This window comes from Curtobacterium sp. 1310 (genome assembly GCF_017834105.1).
Taxonomy (GTDB): Bacteria; Actinomycetota; Actinomycetes; order Actinomycetales; family Microbacteriaceae; genus Curtobacterium.
This window is the reverse complement of the sequence record NZ_JAFICY010000002.1, coordinates 621,008-639,870: the sequence shown is the minus strand read 5'-3', so window position 1 is coordinate 639,870 and position 18,863 is coordinate 621,008. Positions and strand designations below refer to the sequence as shown.

19 protein-coding genes are annotated in these 18,863 nt (G+C 72.2%); 17 read left to right on the top strand and 2 right to left on the bottom strand.

Annotated features, from left to right (window positions below):
* Positions 1–53: 53 nt before the first annotated feature.
* The 15 genes from JOD95_RS07055 (at position 54) to JOD95_RS06990 (ending at position 15,774) form a co-directional block, all read left to right on the top strand.
* Positions 54–1,448, top strand: a complete 1,395-nt coding sequence (locus JOD95_RS07055) for an MFS transporter (protein WP_066651976.1) — start codon at positions 54–56, stop codon at positions 1,446–1,448.
* Positions 1,449–1,501: 53 nt separating this feature from the next.
* Complete coding sequence (locus JOD95_RS07050) at positions 1,502–3,670, top strand: ATP-dependent Clp protease ATP-binding subunit (protein WP_081984593.1); 2,169 nt, start codon at positions 1,502–1,504, stop codon at positions 3,668–3,670.
* A 136-nt stretch (positions 3,671–3,806) separates the two neighbouring features.
* Positions 3,807–3,929, top strand: coding sequence for a hypothetical protein (locus JOD95_RS16650; protein ID WP_280914895.1), 123 nt, complete (start codon positions 3,807–3,809; stop codon positions 3,927–3,929).
* A gap of 23 nt (positions 3,930–3,952) precedes the next feature.
* Positions 3,953–4,606 (top strand): response regulator transcription factor, encoded by a 654-nt coding sequence (locus JOD95_RS07045; RefSeq protein WP_209684131.1) that lies wholly within the window; start codon positions 3,953–3,955, stop codon positions 4,604–4,606.
* On the top strand, positions 4,588–5,736 hold the full coding sequence (locus JOD95_RS07040; protein WP_209684129.1) for a HAMP domain-containing sensor histidine kinase: 1,149 nt from the start codon (positions 4,588–4,590) through the stop codon (positions 5,734–5,736). The genes JOD95_RS07045 and JOD95_RS07040 overlap by 19 nt, the downstream gene beginning before the upstream one ends.
* A gap of 67 nt (positions 5,737–5,803) precedes the next feature.
* Complete coding sequence (locus tag JOD95_RS07035; RefSeq protein WP_209684127.1) at positions 5,804–6,313, top strand: hypothetical protein; 510 nt, start codon at positions 5,804–5,806, stop codon at positions 6,311–6,313.
* Positions 6,314–6,366: 53 nt separating this feature from the next.
* Entirely contained in the window at positions 6,367–6,843 is a 477-nt protein-coding gene (locus JOD95_RS07030; RefSeq protein ID WP_209684125.1) for a hypothetical protein, read from the top strand.
* Positions 6,840–7,886, top strand: coding sequence for an efflux RND transporter periplasmic adaptor subunit (locus tag JOD95_RS07025; protein ID WP_209684123.1), 1,047 nt, complete (start codon positions 6,840–6,842; stop codon positions 7,884–7,886). Before JOD95_RS07030 ends, JOD95_RS07025 begins: the two co-directional genes overlap by 4 nt.
* Positions 7,883–8,647, top strand: a complete 765-nt coding sequence (locus JOD95_RS07020; RefSeq protein WP_235426449.1) for an ABC transporter ATP-binding protein — start codon at positions 7,883–7,885, stop codon at positions 8,645–8,647. The genes JOD95_RS07025 and JOD95_RS07020 overlap by 4 nt, the downstream gene beginning before the upstream one ends.
* Entirely contained in the window at positions 8,644–9,852 is a 1,209-nt protein-coding gene (locus JOD95_RS07015; RefSeq protein WP_209684121.1) for an ABC transporter permease, read from the top strand. The genes JOD95_RS07020 and JOD95_RS07015 overlap by 4 nt, the downstream gene beginning before the upstream one ends.
* A 91-nt stretch (positions 9,853–9,943) precedes the next feature.
* Positions 9,944–10,498, top strand: a complete 555-nt coding sequence (locus JOD95_RS07010; protein WP_066652001.1) for a DUF2231 domain-containing protein — start codon at positions 9,944–9,946, stop codon at positions 10,496–10,498.
* Between the two features lie 149 nt (positions 10,499–10,647).
* Entirely contained in the window at positions 10,648–11,436 is a 789-nt protein-coding gene (locus JOD95_RS07005; RefSeq protein ID WP_209684119.1) for a DeoR/GlpR family DNA-binding transcription regulator, read from the top strand.
* Positions 11,437–11,453: 17 nt separating this feature from the next.
* Complete coding sequence (locus JOD95_RS07000) at positions 11,454–12,458, top strand: hexose kinase (protein ID WP_307810402.1); 1,005 nt, start codon at positions 11,454–11,456, stop codon at positions 12,456–12,458.
* 82 nt (positions 12,459–12,540) lie between these two features.
* Positions 12,541–14,670, top strand: a complete 2,130-nt coding sequence (locus JOD95_RS06995; RefSeq protein WP_209684116.1) for a fructose-specific PTS transporter subunit EIIC — start codon at positions 12,541–12,543, stop codon at positions 14,668–14,670.
* A gap of 330 nt (positions 14,671–15,000) precedes the next feature.
* A complete protein-coding gene (locus JOD95_RS06990) occupies positions 15,001–15,774 on the top strand; it encodes a DedA family protein (protein WP_209684115.1) in 774 nt (257 codons plus the stop codon).
* 4 nt (positions 15,775–15,778) lie between these two features.
* On the opposite strand, the gene JOD95_RS06985 is transcribed toward JOD95_RS06990, so the two are convergent.
* Complete coding sequence (locus JOD95_RS06985) at positions 15,779–15,982, bottom strand: DUF2945 domain-containing protein (protein ID WP_058729617.1); 204 nt, start codon at positions 15,980–15,982, stop codon at positions 15,779–15,781.
* Positions 15,983–16,182: 200 nt separating this feature from the next.
* Between JOD95_RS06985 and JOD95_RS06980 the strand changes: the two genes are divergently transcribed.
* Positions 16,183–17,235 (top strand): serine/threonine-protein kinase, encoded by a 1,053-nt coding sequence (locus tag JOD95_RS06980; protein ID WP_066652012.1) that lies wholly within the window; start codon positions 16,183–16,185, stop codon positions 17,233–17,235.
* A 64-nt stretch (positions 17,236–17,299) separates the two neighbouring features.
* Positions 17,300–17,923, top strand: a complete 624-nt coding sequence (locus JOD95_RS06975) for a phosphoribosylanthranilate isomerase (protein ID WP_209684114.1) — start codon at positions 17,300–17,302, stop codon at positions 17,921–17,923.
* Positions 17,924–18,014: 91 nt separating this feature from the next.
* Here JOD95_RS06975 and JOD95_RS06970 read toward each other — a convergent pair whose 3' ends face one another.
* Positions 18,015–18,773: an HAD-IIB family hydrolase gene (locus tag JOD95_RS06970; protein ID WP_209684113.1), complete on the bottom strand. Its 759-nt coding sequence runs from the start codon at positions 18,771–18,773 to the stop codon at positions 18,015–18,017.
* Positions 18,774–18,863: the final 90 nt, after the last annotated feature.

The following is an 18,863-nucleotide window of genomic DNA, read 5'->3' as shown; positions in this document are numbered from 1 at the left end:
GTTTCGTCGGCGCAACCGGTCGCCGGATCACTCCGACGAGGAGGATGGGGCGCATGACCGCTCCGGCCGCAACGGCCCCGCTCCGTGACGACCGCCGGGTGGTCCTCGTGGTCGCGATCCTCGCGTCCTTCGTCGTCGGGCTCGACTCGAGCGTCGTCAACGTCGCCCTGCCCGCGATCCGCCGGGAGCTCGGTGGTGGTCTCGTCGTGCAGCAGTGGACCGTCGACGCCTACCTGGTCACGCTCGGCTCGTTGATCCTGGTCGCCGGCTCCCTCTCGGACCTGTTCGGCCGGGTCCGGATCATCCGGTGGGGCCTGGTCGTCTTCGGCGTCGCCTCGGTGGTGTGCGCGATCGCGCCGACGGGCGAGGTCCTGGTCGTCGCCCGGGCGTTCCAGGGTGTCGGTGGGGCGCTCGTGACCCCGAGCGCCCTGGCGCTCATCGTCGCGGCGTTCCGGGGCGCCGCGCAGGCGAAGGCGATCGGGTCGTGGACGGCCTGGTCGAGCGCCGCGTCCATCCTCGGGCCGGTCGTCGGCGGGCTGATCGTCGACGGCATCGGCTGGCGCTGGATCTTCGTGGTGACGGCCGTGCCGATCGCGGTGACCATCCCCCTGGTCCGGCGGATCTCCGGCGACGTGGTCACCGGCGACCGTCCGCGGGTGGACGTGATCGGCGCGGTGCTCGCCGTGGTCGGGGTCGGCGGTGTCGTCCTCGGCCTGATCGAGCAGGAGCGCCTCGGGTGGGGCGCGCCGGTCGTCGTCGCCGCGCTCGTGCTCGGCGCGGCGTCCCTCGTGGCCTTCGTGCCGTGGGAGCTCCGCGTGACCCGGACCGCCGGCTCGCCCCTGGTGCCGCTGGAGCTGTTCCGCGCGCGCAACTTCACGGTCGGCAACCTGGCGACGCTCTCGATCTACGGGGCGCTCGGGATGGTGTTCTTCGTCGTGACCCTGTTCCTGCAGGAGGTGTGGGACTTCCCCGCGTGGGTCGCCGGACTCGCGACGTTGCCGCCGACGCTGATGCTCCTGGCGCTGTCCACCACGGTCGGTTCGTTCTCCGGCCGGTACGGTCCACGGTGGTTCATGGCTGCCGGGCCAGCCGTGGCCGCGGTCGGCGCGCTGCTGATGCTGCTCGCCGGCGACGACCCGGCGGGCTACTGGTGGTCGGTGCTGCCCGGGCTCGTGCTGATCGGCGCGGGGATCGCGACCATGGTGACGCCGTTGACGAGTGCCGTCCTCGGATCGGTGCCGCAGGCGGAGGCCGGTGCCGGGTCCGCCGTGAACAACGCGGTCGCCCGCATCGCCGGGCTGGTGACGGTGGCCCTGGCGGGCGTCGTCCTGGGTGGCGGGGTGAGCGTCGACGGGTTGCACCGCGCGATGGTCGTGATGGCGCTGCTGCTCGCCGCCGGAGCCGTCGTCAGCGCGGTCGGGATCCGGAATGCACCGCTGCGCTCGTAAGTTGAGTGCAGTAGACTCAAGTACACCACCACCGCACGGAAAGGACGGACCGCATGGCGAACCTCCAGGGCGCCCCCGACTCGCAGGAACGGCAGAAGACCGCCCTCGAGCAGTACGGCGTCGACCTCACCGCGATCGCGCGGAGCGGCAAGCTCGACCCGGTGATCGGTCGTGACGCCGAGATCCGCCGTGTCTCCCAGGTGCTGACGCGGCGGACCAAGAACAACCCCGTGCTCATCGGTGAGCCCGGGGTCGGCAAGACCGCCGTGGTCGAGGGTCTCGCGCAGCGCATCGTCGCCGGCGACGTCGCCGACTCGCTGAAGGACAAGCGGCTCGTGTCGCTCGACATGTCCGCCCTCATCGCCGGCGCGAAGTACCGCGGCGAGTTCGAGGAGCGGCTCAAGGCCGTCCTCAAGGAGATCGACGACTCGGACGGTCAGGTCATCACGTTCATCGACGAGCTGCACACGCTGATGGGGGCCGGCGGCGGTGAAGGGTCCGTCGCGGCGTCGAACATGCTCAAGCCGATGCTCGCCCGCGGTGAGCTGCGGCTGATCGGCGCGACGACGCTCGACGAGTACCGCGAGTACATCGAGAAGGACGCCGCGCTCGAGCGCCGCTTCCAGCAGGTGTTCGTGGGGGAGCCGAGCGTCGAGGACACCGTGGCGATCCTCCGCGGACTCAAGGAGCGGTACGAGGCGCACCACAAGGTGACCATCAACGACTCCGCCCTGGTCGCCGCCGCGAGCCTGTCGAACCGCTACATCTCCGGTCGCCAGCTCCCCGACAAGGCGATCGACCTCATCGACGAGGCCGCCAGCCGACTGCGCATGGAGATCGACTCGAGCCCGGTCGAGATCGACGAGCTCAAGCGCAGCGTGGACCGCCTGCGCGTCGAGGAGTTCGCGCTGAAGCAGGAGAAGGACGACGCGTCGAAGGCGCGGCTGGCGACCCTGCGCGCGGAGCTCGCCGGGCGCCAGGAGCGGCTCGACGAGCTCGAGCAGCGGTGGCAGGCCGAGCGGGCGAGCCTCAACCGCATCGGTGAGCTCAAGCAGCAGCTCGACGAGCTGAACATGCGCAGCCAGCGCGCGCAGCGGGAGGCGCAGTACGAGACGGTGTCGCGCATCGAGTACGGCGAGAAGCCCCGGATCGAGGCCGAGCTCGCGGCGGCCGAGCAGGCCGAGAGCGCCGACCGCATGGTGAACGACAGCGTCACGGACGAGGACATCGCCGCCGTGATCGCGCAGTGGACGGGCATCCCGATGGGGCGCCTGCTGCAGGGTGAGACCGAGAAGCTCCTGCACCTGGAGACCGAACTCGGTCGTCGGATCATCGGGCAGCGCGCCGCGGTGTCCACCGTGTCCGAGGCGGTGCGTCGCACCCGCGCCGGCATCTCCGACCCAGACCGCCCGACGGGCTCGTTCCTGTTCCTCGGCCCCACCGGCGTCGGCAAGACCGAGCTCGCCAAGGCGCTCGCCGAGTTCCTGTTCGACGACGAGAAGGCCCTCGTCCGCATCGACATGAGCGAGTACGGCGAGAAGCACTCGGTCGCGCGGCTCATCGGTGCCCCGCCCGGGTACGTCGGGTACGAGGCCGGCGGGCAGCTCACCGAGACCGTCCGTCGCCGCCCGTACTCGGTGGTGCTGCTCGACGAGGTCGAGAAGGCGCACCCCGAGGTGTTCGACGTCCTGCTCCAGGTGCTCGACGACGGACGCCTGACCGACGGTCAGGGGCGCACGGTCGACTTCCGGAACACGATCATGGTCCTGACGTCGAACCTCGGATCGCAGTTCATGACCGACCTGACGCTCACGGACGAGCAACGGGACGAGGCCGTGCGTGAGCTCGTGCAGCAGGCGTTCCGGCCCGAGTTCGTGAACCGTCTCGACGACATCGTCGTGTTCCAGGCGCTCACCACCGACGACCTCGGCCAGATCGTGTCGCTGTACGTCGACCGTCTGGCTCGTCGTCTGTCGGACCGCCGACTCGAGCTGGCCGTGACGCCGGCGGCGCGCAGCTGGCTCGCCGACCGCGGCTACGACCCCGTCTACGGGGCGAGGCCGCTCCGCCGCCTCATGCAGCGGCAGATCGACGACCGGTTGGCGCGGGCGATCCTGTCCGGGGACGTCCGCGACGGGGACACCGTCCGCGTGGACGTCGCCGCGGGCGGCGACGAGCTGACGGTCGAGCCGTTCGAGCTCGCGGAGATCGTCGAGGAGTAGGTCGCGTCCGCCCCGCGGCAGGGTGCGGCCGGGAGGCCCGGTGTCGGTCCGTCGGACCGGCACCGGGCCTCCCGGTCGTTGCGTCGCCCTCGGCAGCGTTACGGCCGCGAAACAGTGCACGCGCGACGGTGGTCGCATGGAACCACAGACCGTCGACACCGTCCCCCTGTTCATCACTCGATCGGCGGGTACGGCCGAGTTCGTCGTGCGGTTCGACGAGCGGCGGGGGACCGTCCACCTCGACTCGGCGGATTCATAGACATCGCATGTGAAATGTAGAATGTGCGTGTACTCGTGGTTGACGATGAGACCTCCCTGGCCGATCTCGTCGCGAAGGGACTCTGTCGCCAGGACATGGCCGTCGACGTCGCGTACCGAGGCGACGAGGCGGACGAACTCCTGTCCGTGAACGACTACGACGTCGTCGTGCTCGACCGCGACCTGCCGGGTCTGCACGGGGACGAGGTCGCGCGTCGACTCGCGGCGAGGGGCTCGCTGACCCGGATCCTCATGCTGACCGCCGCGACCACGCTGGCAGACCGCGTGCACGGGCTCGAACTCGGTGCGGACGACTACCTCGCGAAGCCGTTCGAGTACCCGGAGCTCGTCGCCAGGGTCCGTGCGCTCGGGCGGCGGAGCGTCGCGCCGGTCGCGCCGGTGCTCGAGCGGGACGGGATCGTCGTCGACTCGAACCGGCGCATCGCCACCCGCGACGGCCGACCGCTCGACCTGACGTCGAAGGAGCTCGGCGTGCTCGAGGTGCTGCTCCGCGCGGACGGTCGCATAGTCTCGTCCGAGGAGCTGCTCGAGAAGGTCTGGGACATGAACATCGACCCGTTCACGGCGGCCGTCCGGGTGACCCTGTCGAAGCTCCGCAAGAAGCTCGGGCCGCCCGACCCGATCCGGACCGTCCCGGGGTGCGGGTACGCACTGTGACGCGGCTCTGGAGCATCGGCGTCCGGACGACCGTCGGATTCGCGGTCTCCGCGATGGCCCTGACCACGGGCGTGCTCGTGTTCGTCGCGCTCGCGTCCCAGTGGTCGCTCCGCGCAGCCACCGAGTTCCGACCGACGGCGCTGTCCTCGGCCGCGACGCCGTCGGTCGGACGTGATCCGCACGTCGACCCCTCGGCGGTGCCCTCCGGTGCGGTCGCCTTCGTGCAGGTCGCCGCCGAGCAGCAGTGGCAGTGGTCGGCGGTCGGCATCGCCGTCGCGGGGGTGCTCGCCGGTCTGCTCGGCTGGGTCCTGAGCCGCCAGGTCCTGCGCCCGATCGACCGGATGGCGCGCACCGCCGACCGGATCTCGGCGTCGACCCTCCACGAACGCATCGCGCTCGACGGTCCCGACGACGAACTCCGCAGGCTCGCGCGCACGGTGGACGCCCTGCTCGACCGGCTCGAGGCGGCGTTCGCGAGCCAACGGCGGTTCGTGGCGCAGGCCGCGCACGAGTTGCGCACGCCGCTCGCGGTGCAGCGCGCGTCGGTGCAGATCGGGCTGCCCGACGACGCCACCCCGGCCGAGCTCGCGGCGGTCCGGGCGGAGCTCCTCGAGCAGAACCGCCGCACCGAGCACCTCGTCGACTCGCTCCTGGTGCTCGCCGAGGCGGAGCGCGGACTCGAGGACCGGTCGACGGCGGTCGACCTCGGTGCCGTCGCCCGTGACGTCGTCGCGCAGGCCGCCGGTGCTGCGCGTGACGCCGACGTCACGCTCGTCGTCGACGAGCAGGACGTGCCCCGCGGGCTGACCGGCGAACCGCTGCTCGTCCGGCAACTCGTCGGCAACCTGGTCGACAACGCGATCGAGTACAACGAACCGGGCGGCACGGTCCTCGTCCGCACGGGCGTGCACGGGGTGACGGTCGAGAACACCGGGGTGCTCGTCGACCCGGACGAGGTCCAGCACCTCACCGAGCCGTTCCGTCGCGGGGACCACCCGGGCTCGAAGCGGCACAGCGGCCTCGGGCTGTCGATCGTCGCCGCGATCGCGGACGCGCACGGCTGGTCGCTCCGGCTCGAGCCCCTGCCCGACGGTGGGCTCCGCGCCGTCGTCGGTGTCTCGTCGGTGTGATCGGTGTTTCGTCGGTGTAATCCGCGGGCAGCCGTTCGCGAAACACCCTGTCCGGTGTCCTGGATGCATGAACCACACCACCACACCGACTCCCTCGATCCTCCACCGGGCCGCCGTCGTCCTCGCGCTCGTCGTCGGCGCTCCGCTCGCCCTCGCCGGGTGCACCGCGCACGACACGGCGGGAGCGGCTGACACCGCCGCGTCCAGCGGGCTCGGGTCGAAGTGGGGGTCCTGCATGCGGGACGCCGGCTTCGAGGCCGAGGACCCGAGCGACGACGAGGTCACCAGCGGCTCGGTGCTCACGCCGCCCGGGGTCGATCAGGCTGCCTTCCTGGAGGCCGCACAGACGTGCAACAAGCAGATCGGCGTGCAGTCCGCCGACTCGGCGCAGAAGGACGAGTGGAAGCGCCAGTACGCCGCCGTCGACGCCTGCGTGCGCGAGGAGTACCCGGACGCACCGGCGCAGAAGCCGGGCGTCATCGACTACGGCGCCCTCTCCGAGGACCCGGCGTTCGACGACCACCTCGACGAGTGCCTGGCGAAGCACGCGCCCGACACGAAGACGCGGGGCAACTGATCATGACCGGCCGCACCAGGACCACCACCATCCCCGACGACGCGAGGAGCACCATGACACGGACCATCACCACCACCGGGACCGCCGCGGCGATCCTCGTCCTCGCCGGCGTCCTCGCCGGCTGTTCCGCCTCGCAGCCGGACCCCGGCCGGCCGACGGGCCCCGCCGAGACGAGCAGTGACCACGCCGTCGCGTCCTGCATGCGGGACGCGGGCTACGACGTGACCGACGACGACTACCGGTTCACCCCGACGACCGGAGACGTGCAGGGTCAGCAGGACGCCCTGGCGGAGTGCACGCGGGAGCACGACCCCGAGGCGGCGCGCGAGGCCGAGAGCGGTCGGGACAGCGCGGAGTTCCGGGCGCTCGCCCTGAAGGTCGCGGAGTGCATGCGGAAGGCTGGGTACACCGACTACCCGGACGACCCGGAGCGCGCGGACGCGTACCGGGCCCCAGCGGGCGACACCGCGTACGCGGACGTCCTCGGGAAGTGCTACGAGGGTTCCGGCGCGAAGGTGCAGACGAAGTGACCGGGACCGTGCGCGGGCGCACCGTCGTCGTCAGTGCGTGCCTGGTCGCCGTGCTGGCAGCCGGAGTCGGCACGTGGGCGGTCGTCGGCGGGACCCCGACGGAGTCCTCGGCCGCCGAGACCCGCAGCAAGCAGGCCACCGCCCCGGTCGAGAAGGGGGACCTGACCGACTCGAAGCTCTTCGCGGGTGCCCTCGGGTACGGCGCACCGACCGGGGTCCCGGGCGCGGCGTCCGGTACCGTGACCTGGCTGCCCGAACCCGGACAGGTCATCGAGCAGGACCAGCCGGTGTACGCGGTCGACGAGCGACCGGTCCGTGCGATGTACGGCGCCACCCCGCTCTGGCGGACGCTCGAGTACGGCATCGAGGGGGCCGACGTCCGGCAGCTCAACGAGGACCTCGCCGCCCTGGGCTACGACGTGTCCGTCGACGAGACGTTCGGCAAGCGCACCCGGGCAGCGGTGCAGCGCTGGCAGGAGGACCGTGGGCTGGAGGTCACCGGCGCGCTCACGGCGAACGACATCGTCTTCGTCGACGGCCCCGTCCGCGTCGACTCCGTCGTCGCGAAGCTCGGCCAGCCTGCCGCCGGGGACGTCCTCCAGGTCACGAGCACGAAGCGCGTCGTGAACGCCGCAGTGTCCCAGGCGGACGCCGCGCGCCTCGCCGTCGGCACGAAGGTCCGGGTGCGTCTGAACGGCGGCGAGGACGCGATCGAGGGCGAGGTCGTCGACGCCGAGCCGGACGAGTCGGACACGGGCGGCAAGACCGTCCTGACGACGATCGCGTTCGACGCCGGCGACCAGAGCATCCCCGCAGCGGCATCCGTCCGGGTGGAGGCCCCCGGGCAGACCGCGAAGGACGTGCTCTCGGTGCCGGTGCAGGCGTTGTCCGCGACCGGACGCTCCGGCGAGTACAGCGTCGAGGTCGCCCGACGTGACGGCACGACGAAGCGCGTGACGGTGCAGGTCGGGCTCGTCGCCGACGGTCGTGCGGCGGTCACCGGCGACGTGCACGAGGGCGACGAGGTCGTGGTGCCCTCGTGAGCGCGGCGACCCTCGCCGATCATGCCGTCGCCGGCCCGCGCGCCGCGGAGACGGTGGTCCGCCTCCGTGAGGTGGTGAAGACCTACGGCGACGTGCAGGCGCTCCGCGGGGTGTCGCTCGACGTCACCGCCGGGGAGCTCGTCGCGGTCGTCGGTCCCTCGGGCTCCGGCAAGTCGACGATGCTCAACACCGTCGGGACGCTCGACCGGCCGACCTCGGGCACCGTGACGATCGCCGGGCACGACGTCGGGTCGATGCGCGACGACGACCTGTCCCGGCTCCGCGCCGAGCACATCGGGTTCGTCTTCCAGCACTTCCACCTGCAGGCCGGCGCGACCGCGGCGGAGAACGTCGCCGACGGACTCCTCTACGCCGGCGTCCCGCGTCGGGCTCGGATGGAGCGCGCGGTCGACGCACTGGGACGGGTCGGTCTCGAGCACCGCGTCGGGCACCGCCCGCCGCAGCTCTCCGGCGGCGAGAAACAGCGCGTCGCGATCGCCCGCGCCATCGTCGGCGATCCGACGATCCTGCTCGCCGACGAGCCGACCGGTGCACTCGACACCGCGAGCGGTCGGAAGATCCTCGGGCTGCTCCGCGAGCTCAACGACGCCGGGACCACCGTGCTCGTCATCACGCACGACCTGGCACTGGCGGCCTCGCTGCCCCGCCAGGTGCGGATGCGGGACGGGGCCGTGGAGGACGACTCGAGCACCTCGGACGCGGGTGCCCTCGCCGACGCGATCGTCGGAGCCGGACGGTGAGCGCGCACACGGCGCGAGCGCAGCGCCCGCGGACGGTCGGCGCCGGAGACCTGCTCCGGCTCGGGGTCTTCGGGCTCCGGACCCGTCCGGGCCGGGTCGTGCTGTCGGCGCTCGGCATCGCGATCGGCATCGCCGCCATGATCGCCGTCGTCGGCATCTCGTCGTCGAGCAAGGCGGCCCTCGACCAGGTGCTCGACGCACTCGGCACGAACGTCCTCACGGTCACGAAGGCACAGGGCTTCGGGGACGTCCCGCCCCTGCCGAGCACGGCCGTCGAGTCGGCGCTCCGACAGTCCGACGTGCAGGACGCCGCCGGCGTCGGCGAGGCCGAGGACGGCCGCGTCTACCGGAACCCCTTCGTGCCCGCGGCGGAGACGAAGGGCATCGGCGTGATGACCGTCTGGGGTGACGTGCCGACGGTGCTCGGCGGATCCCTGGCGGCCGGACGGTGGGTCGACCCGTCGCCGGACGCCCCCGCCCAGGCCGTGCTGGGGGCGGTCGCCGCGAAGAACCTCGGCATCGACGAGCTCCGGCCGGACACCCGGGTGTGGATCGGCGGACAGTGGGTGCAGGTCGTCGGCGTCCTCGCGCCGCTGCAACTCGCGGAGGACCTCGACAACCAGGTCTTCGTCCCACAGGCGCTCGCGACGACCCTCGGGTTCGACGGACACCCGACCGCGGTCTACACGCGCGTCGACCCGGAACGGGTGGCCGACGCGCGGGACGTCCTGGCGAACGCGATCAGCCCCGACCACCCGCAGGACGTCGGGGTGACCCGTCCGTCCGACGCCCTCGCGGCGAAGAACGCGACGGACGACTCGTTCACCGGGCTCCTGGTCGGGATCGGTGGGGTTGCCCTGCTCGTGGGCGGGATCGGTGTCGCGAACACGATGGTGATCACGGTCCTCGAACGACGGGCAGAAGTAGGTGTCCGGCGTGCACTCGGCGCCCGACGACGGAACATCCGCGACCAGTTCCTGGTGGAGTCGCTGCTGCTCTCCTTCCTCGGCGGTGTCGCTGGGGTGGTCATCGGGCTGGGCGTCACGATCGCCTTCGCGCTCGCGCAGGGGTGGCCGGTGGCGATCCCGCTGTGGGCGGTCGGGGGCGGACTCGCCGCGACCGTGGTGATCGGCGGCGTCTCGGGGCTGTACCCGGCGGCGCGCGCCGCGCGAATCCCGCCCACCTCGGCGCTCGCCGCGGTCTGACCGGTCGCGTGGTCCGCCGGGCGCACCGGTCGGGAGGCCCGGTGCCGGTTCCTGGAACCGACACCGGGCCCGGCGGCCTAGCGTCCAGGGCATGCCAGAGCTGCCGATCATCCGTCGCCTCACCGACTCCATCGAGCACGCCAGCGTGCTCGACAAGGCCGTCGACCTCGACACGCGCGTCGTCCGCGCGGTCGCGAAGCCGAAGGCCCTGCGGCAGCTGCTGCACGGCGTGCCGTTCGGACACCCCCTGCACCCGCTGATGGTGCAGGTGCCACTCGGCGCCTGGATCTCGGCAGCCGTCCTCGACCTGATCGGCGGGAAGGGCAACGCGCGCGCGGCGCAGACGCTGACCGGGGTCGGGATCGCATCGGCGGGCAGTGCGTCGATCGCCGGCTACGTCGACTGGGCGGAGCTCTCGCTCGAGCAGCGCCGGACCGGGTGGGTGCACCAGGCGGTGAACTGGGTCGGCATCACGTTCTTCGGCCTGTCGTGGTGGCAGCGACGGAAGGGCAACACCGCGGCAGGCAAGGCGCTCGGCGTCGTCGGGCTCACCGTCGTGAGCGTCGGCGGGTACCTCGGCGGACACCTGTCCTACCGGCAGCGTGCCGGGGTGGGGTCGAGCGACCGGGTCCCCTTCGACGACTGACGCCCCACACGGCCTCCACAGGAACGCCCGATCTGCACTGGCAGGTCGGGCGTTCCTTCGTTCGTGTTGGTTCTGCCGCGAAACAGTTGCGTTCGTGTTGCTTTCGGACGTACAGTTCCTCGAACCAACGAGAACGAAGGAGTTCCGGCATGTACGCAACCGAGCGGCAGGACGCCATCGCCGCCACGCTGCAGTCGGCCGGGCGGGTGTCCGTCGCCGACCTCGCCGAGCACTTCGACGTCACGACCGAGACAGTGCGCCGCGACCTCGACGCCCTCGAGACCGCCGGTGTCCTGCGCCGGGTGCACGGGGGAGCGGTCCCCGTCGGACGCTCCAGCGTGGTCGAGCTCTCCGTCGCCGAGCGCGAGGGGCAGCACGGCACCGCGAAGACGGCGATCGCCCGCGCCGCGATGCGCCTGGTGCCGTCGTCGTTCACCGGGTCCATCGCCCTCGACGCCGGCACCACCTGCGCCGCCGTCGCCGCCGAGCTGGTCCGCTGGGAGCCCGCGACCCCCGGATCGACCCTGACCGTCGTCACGAACTCGGTCCCGATCGCCGCCACCCTGCAGCACAGCGAGCACGTCGAGCTGCACCTGCTCGGCGGGCGGGTGCGCGGGCTGACGAGCGCCGCCGTCGGTACGGCCACCGTGGAGCAGATCGCGGCGCTCCGCCCGGACATCGCGTTCGTCGGCACGAACGGCCTGTCCGCCGGCTTCGGGCTGAGCACGCCCGACGAGTACGAGGCCGGGGTCAAGGGCGCCTACGTCCTCGCGGCCCGACGCAGCGTCGTCCTCGCCGACGCCGCCAAGCACGGCGTCGAGGCGCTCATGCGCTTCGCCCGGCTCGACGAGGTCGACACCCTCGTCACCGACCAGGAGCCCCCGGCGGACCTCGCCGGGGCGCTCGCCGACGCCGACGTGGAGGTCGTGGTCGCATGAATCAGCAGGAGCACACCGTGCACCCCAGCACCCGGATCGTCACCGTGACGCCGAACCCGTCCCTCGACCGCACGATCGAGCTGGGCGGCGAGCTGCAGCGCGGCGCCGTGCAGCGGGCCGTCCGGACCACGGCCGAGCCGGGCGGCAAGGGCGTCAACGTCTCCCGGGTCGTCGTCGCGAGCGGCGGGGACACCCTCGCGGTCCTGCCCGGCGACGAGCTCGACCCCGTCCTGCTCGGCCTGGCGACCCGGGGCATCCCGACCGCCGCACTGCCGATCGGTGCCCCGCTCCGCTCGAACGTCACCGTCACCGAGCCGACCGGCACGACGACGAAGCTCAACGAGCCCGGGCCCTCGCTCGCGGATCGTCTCGAGGACCTCGCCGCGCTCGTCGCCGACGCCGCCGGACCGACCCCGACCGGGCCGTCCGCCCGCTGGGTGGTGTTCGCCGGGTCCCTGCCGCCGGGCCTGCCCGACGACGCGCTCGCCGTGCTCGTCCGTGCCGTGCGCGAGCGCCACGGCGACGACGTCCGGGTCGCGGTCGACTCGTCGGGCATCCCGTTCACCGCGCTGCTGCAGTCGGGGGAGCGGATCGACCTGGTCAAGCCGAACGCGGAGGAACTCGCCGAGGTCGTCGGCGGTGACCCCGAGGTCTACGAGCAGGACCTCGAGGCAGCCGTCGCCGCCGCACACCGGCTGCGTGAGAAGCACGTCGACACCGTGCTGCTCACACTCGGCAGCGCCGGCGCCGTCCTCGTCTCCGGCGAGGGCAGCCACGTCGCCGCCGCACCCCGCATCGTCGCCCGCTCGACGGTCGGTGCCGGTGACTCGTCCCTCGCGGGCTACCTGCTCGCCGAGGTCGCCGGAGCCTCGGCGTCCGAGCGCCTCGCCCAGGCCGTCGCCACGGGGGCCGCTGCCGCGGCACTGCCCGGGAGCGACGTGCCCGCCCTCGACCACACCGACCCCGGCAGCGTGACGGTCCGGACCCTGCACACGACGCAGGTCCCGGCGCCGATCGCCTGACCGATCCCGCAGCACCACCCAGCAGCACCACCCCGAACCAGCATTGCCCGCGCCCCCGGCGCCACTGCAAAGGAGCAACCCCATGTCCGCAGACACGACGCAGCGCCTCATCAGCGCCGAGCTCGTCGGCCTCGACGAGGACCTCGGCGCGACGTCGTCCGACGTCATCCGCGTGCTCGCCGACCGCGTCGCCGCGACCGGCCGCGCGGCCGACGGCGTCACCCTGGCCGAGGACGCCATCAAGCGCGAGGCGAGCGTCGGCACCGGTGTGCCCGGCGGCATCGCGATCCCGCACGCCCGGTCGGCCTCGGTGTCGAGCCCGACGCTGGCGTTCTCGCGGCTCGCACGGAAGGTGCCGTTCGGAGCGCCGGACGGCGACGCCGACGTCGTCTTCATGATCGCCGTGCCCGAGGGCGCCGACAAGGACCACCTCACGGTCCTGTCGACCCTCGCCCGGGCACTCATCCGCGAGGACTTCACCGCCGCGCTCCGCGCCGCCTCGACCCCGCAGGAGGTCGTCGACCTGGTGCAGCGTGAAGTGGGCGGCGAGGTCGCCGCAGCCGGTGTCGGGAACGGGAGCAGTGCCTCCCGTCCGACCACGTCGCAGCCCGCGCAGGCCGCAGCAGCCGGCGGCGCGACCGGCGGCGCCACCGGCGCGCGGAAGGTCATCGTCGGGGTGACCGCCTGCCCGACCGGCATCGCGCACACCTACATGGCCGCCGACGCCCTCGTCGCCGCCGCGGAGCGCGCCGGAGCCGAGATGCACGTCGAGACGCAGGGCTCCTCGCAGGTCGAGCCGCTCGACCCCGCGCTCATCGCCCGCGCCGACGCCGTCGTGTTCGCGGTCGACGTGGACGTCCGTGACCGCAGCCGCTTCGCCGGCAAGCCGCTCGTGTCCGGGCCGGTCAAGCGCGGCGTCGACGAGCCCGACGCGATGATCGCCGAGGCCATCCGCGCCGCCGACGACCCGAACGCCGCGCGCGTCCAGGGCGGTGCCGCGACCGCGACCGAGTCGAACAAGGCCGACGAGCACTTCGGGCAGGCGCTGAAGCGCTGGCTGCTCACCGGTGTGAGCTACATGATCCCGTTCGTCGCGGGCGGCGGTCTCCTCATCGCCCTCGGCTTCCTGCTCTCCGGCTACGCCATCGCGCTCCCGCACGGCGACTCCGGCCAGAACAACGCCGTCTACACGCTGACGAACTCCACGCTCCTCAACCTGCCGCCGGAGGGCCTCGGCTACTACCTCGGTGCAGCGGCCTTCCAGATCGGCGGGGTGTCCCTCGGGTTCCTCGTCGCCGCCCTGGCCGGGTACATCGCCTACGCCATCGCCGACCGCCCGGGCATCGCGCCGGGCTTCGTCGCCGGGTCGATCGCGGTGTTCATGAACGCCGGCTTCCTCGGCGGGCTCGTCGGTGGTCTCATCGCCGGTGCCGCCGCGTACTGGATCGGCCGCATCCCGACCTGGCGCTGGCTCCGTGGCCTCCTGCCGGTCGTGATCATCCCGCTCTTCGCGTCGATCATCGCCTCGGGCCTCATGCTCCTCGTGCTCGGCGGGCCGATCGCGTGGCTCATGACGCAGCTCACGAACTGGCTGAACTCGCTCAACGGCGCCTCGGCGATCCTGCTCGGCGTGATCCTCGGCCTGATGATGGCGTTCGACCTCGGTGGCCCGGTCAACAAGGTCGCGTACTCCTTCGCCGTCGCCGGCCTCGGTGCGGGCACCGCCACGAACGTGGTGCCGTTCGAGATCATGGCGGCCGTGATGGCCGCGGGCATGGTCCCGCCGCTGGCCCTGGCGCTCGCCTCGACCGTGCTGTACCGCAAGGGCTTCACCAAGCCGGAGCGCGAGAACGGCAAGGCGGCCTGGCTGCTCGGTGCGTCCTTCATCTCCGAGGGGGCGATCCCGTTCGCCGCGGCCGACCCGCTGCGCGTCATCCCCGCCTCGATGATCGGTGCCGCGGTCACGGGTGCGATCTCGATGGCGGCCGGCGTGACGTCGCGTGCCCCGCACGGTGGCATCTTCGTCTTCTTCGCCATCGGCGACGTCCTGATGTTCATCGTCGCGATCCTGGCGGGCACGGTCGTCTCCGCGCTGGTCCTGGTCGGGCTGAAGAAGTGGGTGCGCAAGTCGCCCGCCGCCGACTCCGTCGCCGCTGAGCAGGCAGCGGTGGCCGGCGAGACGGTCGGGCAGCGCGCGCCGGCCGCCGTGTAGCGGTCGTCACCACCTGACGGACGGGAGGCCCGGTGCCAGCTGGCACCGGGCCTCCCGTCCGTCGTCGTGCGGCTCGCACCGCGGGGTCGTGCCGGGTCGCGTCGCCGGGCCGCGAGACGCCGGCGTCTCCGCGAGACGCCGCCCCGCCGCCGAGACGCCGCGGGATCCGGGGGAGTCTCGGCGGGGACGATGCGTCTCGGTCCGACGCCGGCGTCTCGGGAGCGGCACCGATGACGGCGAGACACCGGCGTCTCCGCGAGACGCCGGCGTCCGGCGCGTGCGCGGGCGGGTGCACCGTGATCTGTCAGGACACTCAGGGAGACTCGGGGCATGACGACCGCCCTCACGCTGCCGCCGACCCTGCCCGTGACGACCACCGCCGCGGGCTCCCGGCCGGAGGGCACCGAGGACCTCGGTGGGCTGTCGGGCTTCGTGCTCCAGCTCATCGACGCGCTGGGGGAGTGGGGCGTCGCACTGATGCTCTTCGTCGAGACGGTGTTCCCGCCGATCCCGTCCGAGGTGATCCTGCCCCTCGCGGGGTTCCTGGCGGGAGCCGGGCAGATGAACCTCGTCCTCGTCCTGGTGCTGGCGACGCTCGGGTCGTACCTCGGTGCACTCGTGCTCTACTGGCTCGGCGCGGTGATCGGGTTCGAACGGACCGTCCGGCTGCTGGGACGACTGCCGCTCGTCGACGAGGACGACTTCCGCAAGGCCGCCGACTGGTTCCACCGGCACGGCAAGAGCGCGGTCTTCTTCGGCCGCTTCGTGCCGATCGTCCGCAGCCTGATCTCGCTGCCCGCCGGCGCCGACCGGATGCACCTCGTGCCGTTCTCGGTCTTCACGATCATCGCCAGCGGCATCTGGAACAGCGCGCTCGTGCTGCTCGGTGCCGCGTTCGGCACGCAGTACGACAAGGTCGAGCAGTACACCGAGTGGATCGACCGCGTGCTCTACGTGGCGATCGCGGTCGTCGTCGTGACGTTCGTGGTCCGGCGCATCCGCCGCGTCCGTGCCGAGCGGGCCGAGCAGCGTGCGGCGGCGCAGGACGGCGCGACGACCGGAGCCGCCCGCGGACGCCGCCGTGCGACGCCCGCGAACGACTGACCGGTCACTTCTTCGTGAGTGCCGACTCCTTGTGGGCGGCCTTGTTGCCGGACTTCTCCGACTCGATGATCCAGTACGGGTCGTCGTCCGTCGGCTTGAAGTCCTGACCGTCGAACGTGAAGTCCTTCGTCTTCTTCTCGACGAGCTTGCCGGTCGTCTTGCCCTGCGAGGTGTTCCAGTGCACCTCGTCGCCCTTCGACAGCGCCACGATGTCCTCCTTGCGTAGTGGGTGTGGTTCCGTGACTCCGGACCGTACCCCCGCAGATCCGCGGATCCACGGGCATCTGTCCCCCATCACGATGTCGTAACGCCCCTGCGGGATCGAGGTGGGACGCGTACCGTTGACGGCGAGTCAGTTCGCGGCGTGGGCCGCGGTCCCCGATGGCTCCAGACGGAACGACGTGCACCATGACCCTGGTCGACAGCGCACGAGCCGACACGGTCCTCTCCGGCCGCTACCGGCTCGTCAAGCTCATCGGTACCGGTGGCATGGGGTCCGTGTACGAGGCCCGCGACGAGCACACCTACCGGCTCGTCGCCGTGAAGCTGTTCGCGACACCGGACTCGATGACCACGGCCGACCGCGTCCGCCAGGAGCGCGAGATCCGCCTGCTCAGCATGCTCTCGCACCCGGGCCTCGTCCCGCTCTACGACGCCGGGACCCACGAGTTCGAGGACGGTCCGCACCGCTTCATCGTGATGGAGCTCATCGCCGACACGACGCTGCTCCGTCGGCTCGCCGGCGGTGCGCTGCACAACTACGAGGTCGCCGACCTCGGCGCACAGCTCGCCGACGCCCTGGCCTACGTGCACTCGCGCGGCATCGTGCACCGTGACGTCAAGCCGGCGAACATCCTCATCAACGACGAGGGCGCATCCGGCTTCGTCCGCTCGGTCAAGCTCACCGACTTCGGCGTCGCCCACTTCGTCGACGGCTCCCGCCTGACGAACGACGGCACGATCATCGGCACCGCCGCGTACCTCAGCCCGGAACAGGTGGCCGGTGAGCCGATCGGCTTCGCGACCGACGTGTACTCGCTCGGCCTGGTGCTGCTCGAGTCGCTGACCGGCAAGCAGGAGTACTCCGGCACCCTCATCGAGGCGGCCCTCGCGCGGCTCCGGAACGACCCGCAGGTCCCCGCGGAAGTGGGTGTCGAGTGGAAGGACCTGCTCGCCAAGATGACGCACCGCGACCCGGCGAAGCGCCCGACGGCCGTGGCCGTCGCGAACGCGTTGCGCGGCGGGTCGACGCAGATCACCGGTCCCGTGCCGCTCGGGCCGGACCGCACGAAGCACAAGCGTGACCACAAGCTGCACCGCGCGGCGCACAAGCACGCGAAGCGCGGGACCTTCACGGCGGTGCGCCGCTGGCGTCGCCGGAACGTGCTCGTCGGCTCGTTCGCCACGTTCGGTGTGCTCGCCGCGTGTGCGGCTGCGTACGTCGCGGGCACGCTGCACTGAACGGGTTCGTCCACAGCGCAGCCCGAGGGCATCGTCCGACGGTCGGCCCTGGCAGGATGGGACCATGACCGACCAGCGCTGGATCAAGATCTGCGGCCTGTCGACGCCCGAGACCGTGGACGCCGCCGTGGACGCCGGTGCGGACGCGGTCGGGTTCGTGTTCGCCGCCGGCAGCCCCCGCACCGTGACGGCCGACCTGGCCAAGGAGCTCGTCGAGCGGGTGCCCGACGGCATCGACGCCGTCGGGGTCTTCCGTGACCAGCCGATCGACGAGGTCGTGGGCATCGCGTCCGAGGTCGGGCTCACCACCCTGCAGCTGCACGGCCGCGAGTCGGCCAGCGACTTCGCCCGTGCCCGCGACGCGGGCTTCTTCACCATCCGCGCGGTGTCCGCCGACGACTACCTGCGCGAGACCGCCGAGCAGCGCGCGGCGTTCGACCACGACCTGCTGCTGCTCGACGCCGCGGTGCCCGGCAGTGGCACGCTGGTCGACCCGGCGGCGCTCGCCGATCGGGTCGACGAGGCCTGGATCCTCGCGGGTGGACTGACGCCCGCGAACGTCGTCGCCGCCGTGCAGGCGCTCGACCCGGACGGCGTCGACGTCTCGAGCGGCGTCGAGTCGGAGCGCGGCGTCAAGGACGCCGCGAAGATCCGCTCCTTCGTCGAGGCGGTCCGCAGCATCCCCTGACCGCGGGCGACGTCGCGCCTGACGCCACCACGGGACGGACGGGAGGCCCGGTGCCAGCTGGCACCGGTCCTCCCGTCCGTCCGTGTGCGCGTCAGCGCAGGGTGGGGATCAGGTCCGTGAGGAACGCGTCGGTGTCCTCCCAGCCCTCCACCGCGTGGCAGGGCACGCCGAGCGCCTTCACCGGGTAGTCGTTGCCCTCGGGATCGAGGCGGTCGCCGACGAACAGCATGTCGTCGAGCGGGATGCCCGTCAGCTCGGCGAGGCGACGCATGCCGTACGCCTTGTCGATGCCCTTCCGGGTGATGTCGACGCTGGTCGACCCGCCGGAGCGGACCTCGAGGTCCGGGAGCTCGGCCTGGACGAGTCGACGCAGGTGGTCCTTCTTCTCGCCGGTCGGGTCCCAGCGCTTCTTGACGTCCACCGGAGCGGACTGGCCGAGCGCCGAGAAGGTGATCTGCGAGCCGCGGTCCTCGAGGATCTCGCCCCAGGTCTCCGACTCCCAGTAGCCGGCGGCCTTCGCCTGCGACTCGACCGCCGCGAGGGCACGGGCCTTCTCGTCGTCCGTCAGGTCCTCGGCGTACTGCAGGGCCCAGTCCGACCCGGACCAGCGGTAGTACGCCGTACCGCACGTCGGGAGCAGGTGCAGGTCGTCGAGCACGAGGCCCTCGCGCTCGCGGAGCGGGTGCACGAGCTGCTGCTCGAACTGCTGGAAGTTGCCGCCCGAGATCACCGCGACGGGCACGGTGGCGAGCAGCGCGGCGAACGTCTCGAGCATGCGCGGGTCGAGCGGGGACTTCGACGGCGCGAGGGTGTCGTCGAGGTCGAAGGCGACGAGGCGGGGCGTGGTCATGACACCGATTCTGTCAGGCCCGGTGGGCAGCGGGGTCCCGGCTGTCGTGGTGCGGTGCCGCGCGTCGTCGTGGAGCGATGCGCGGCACCG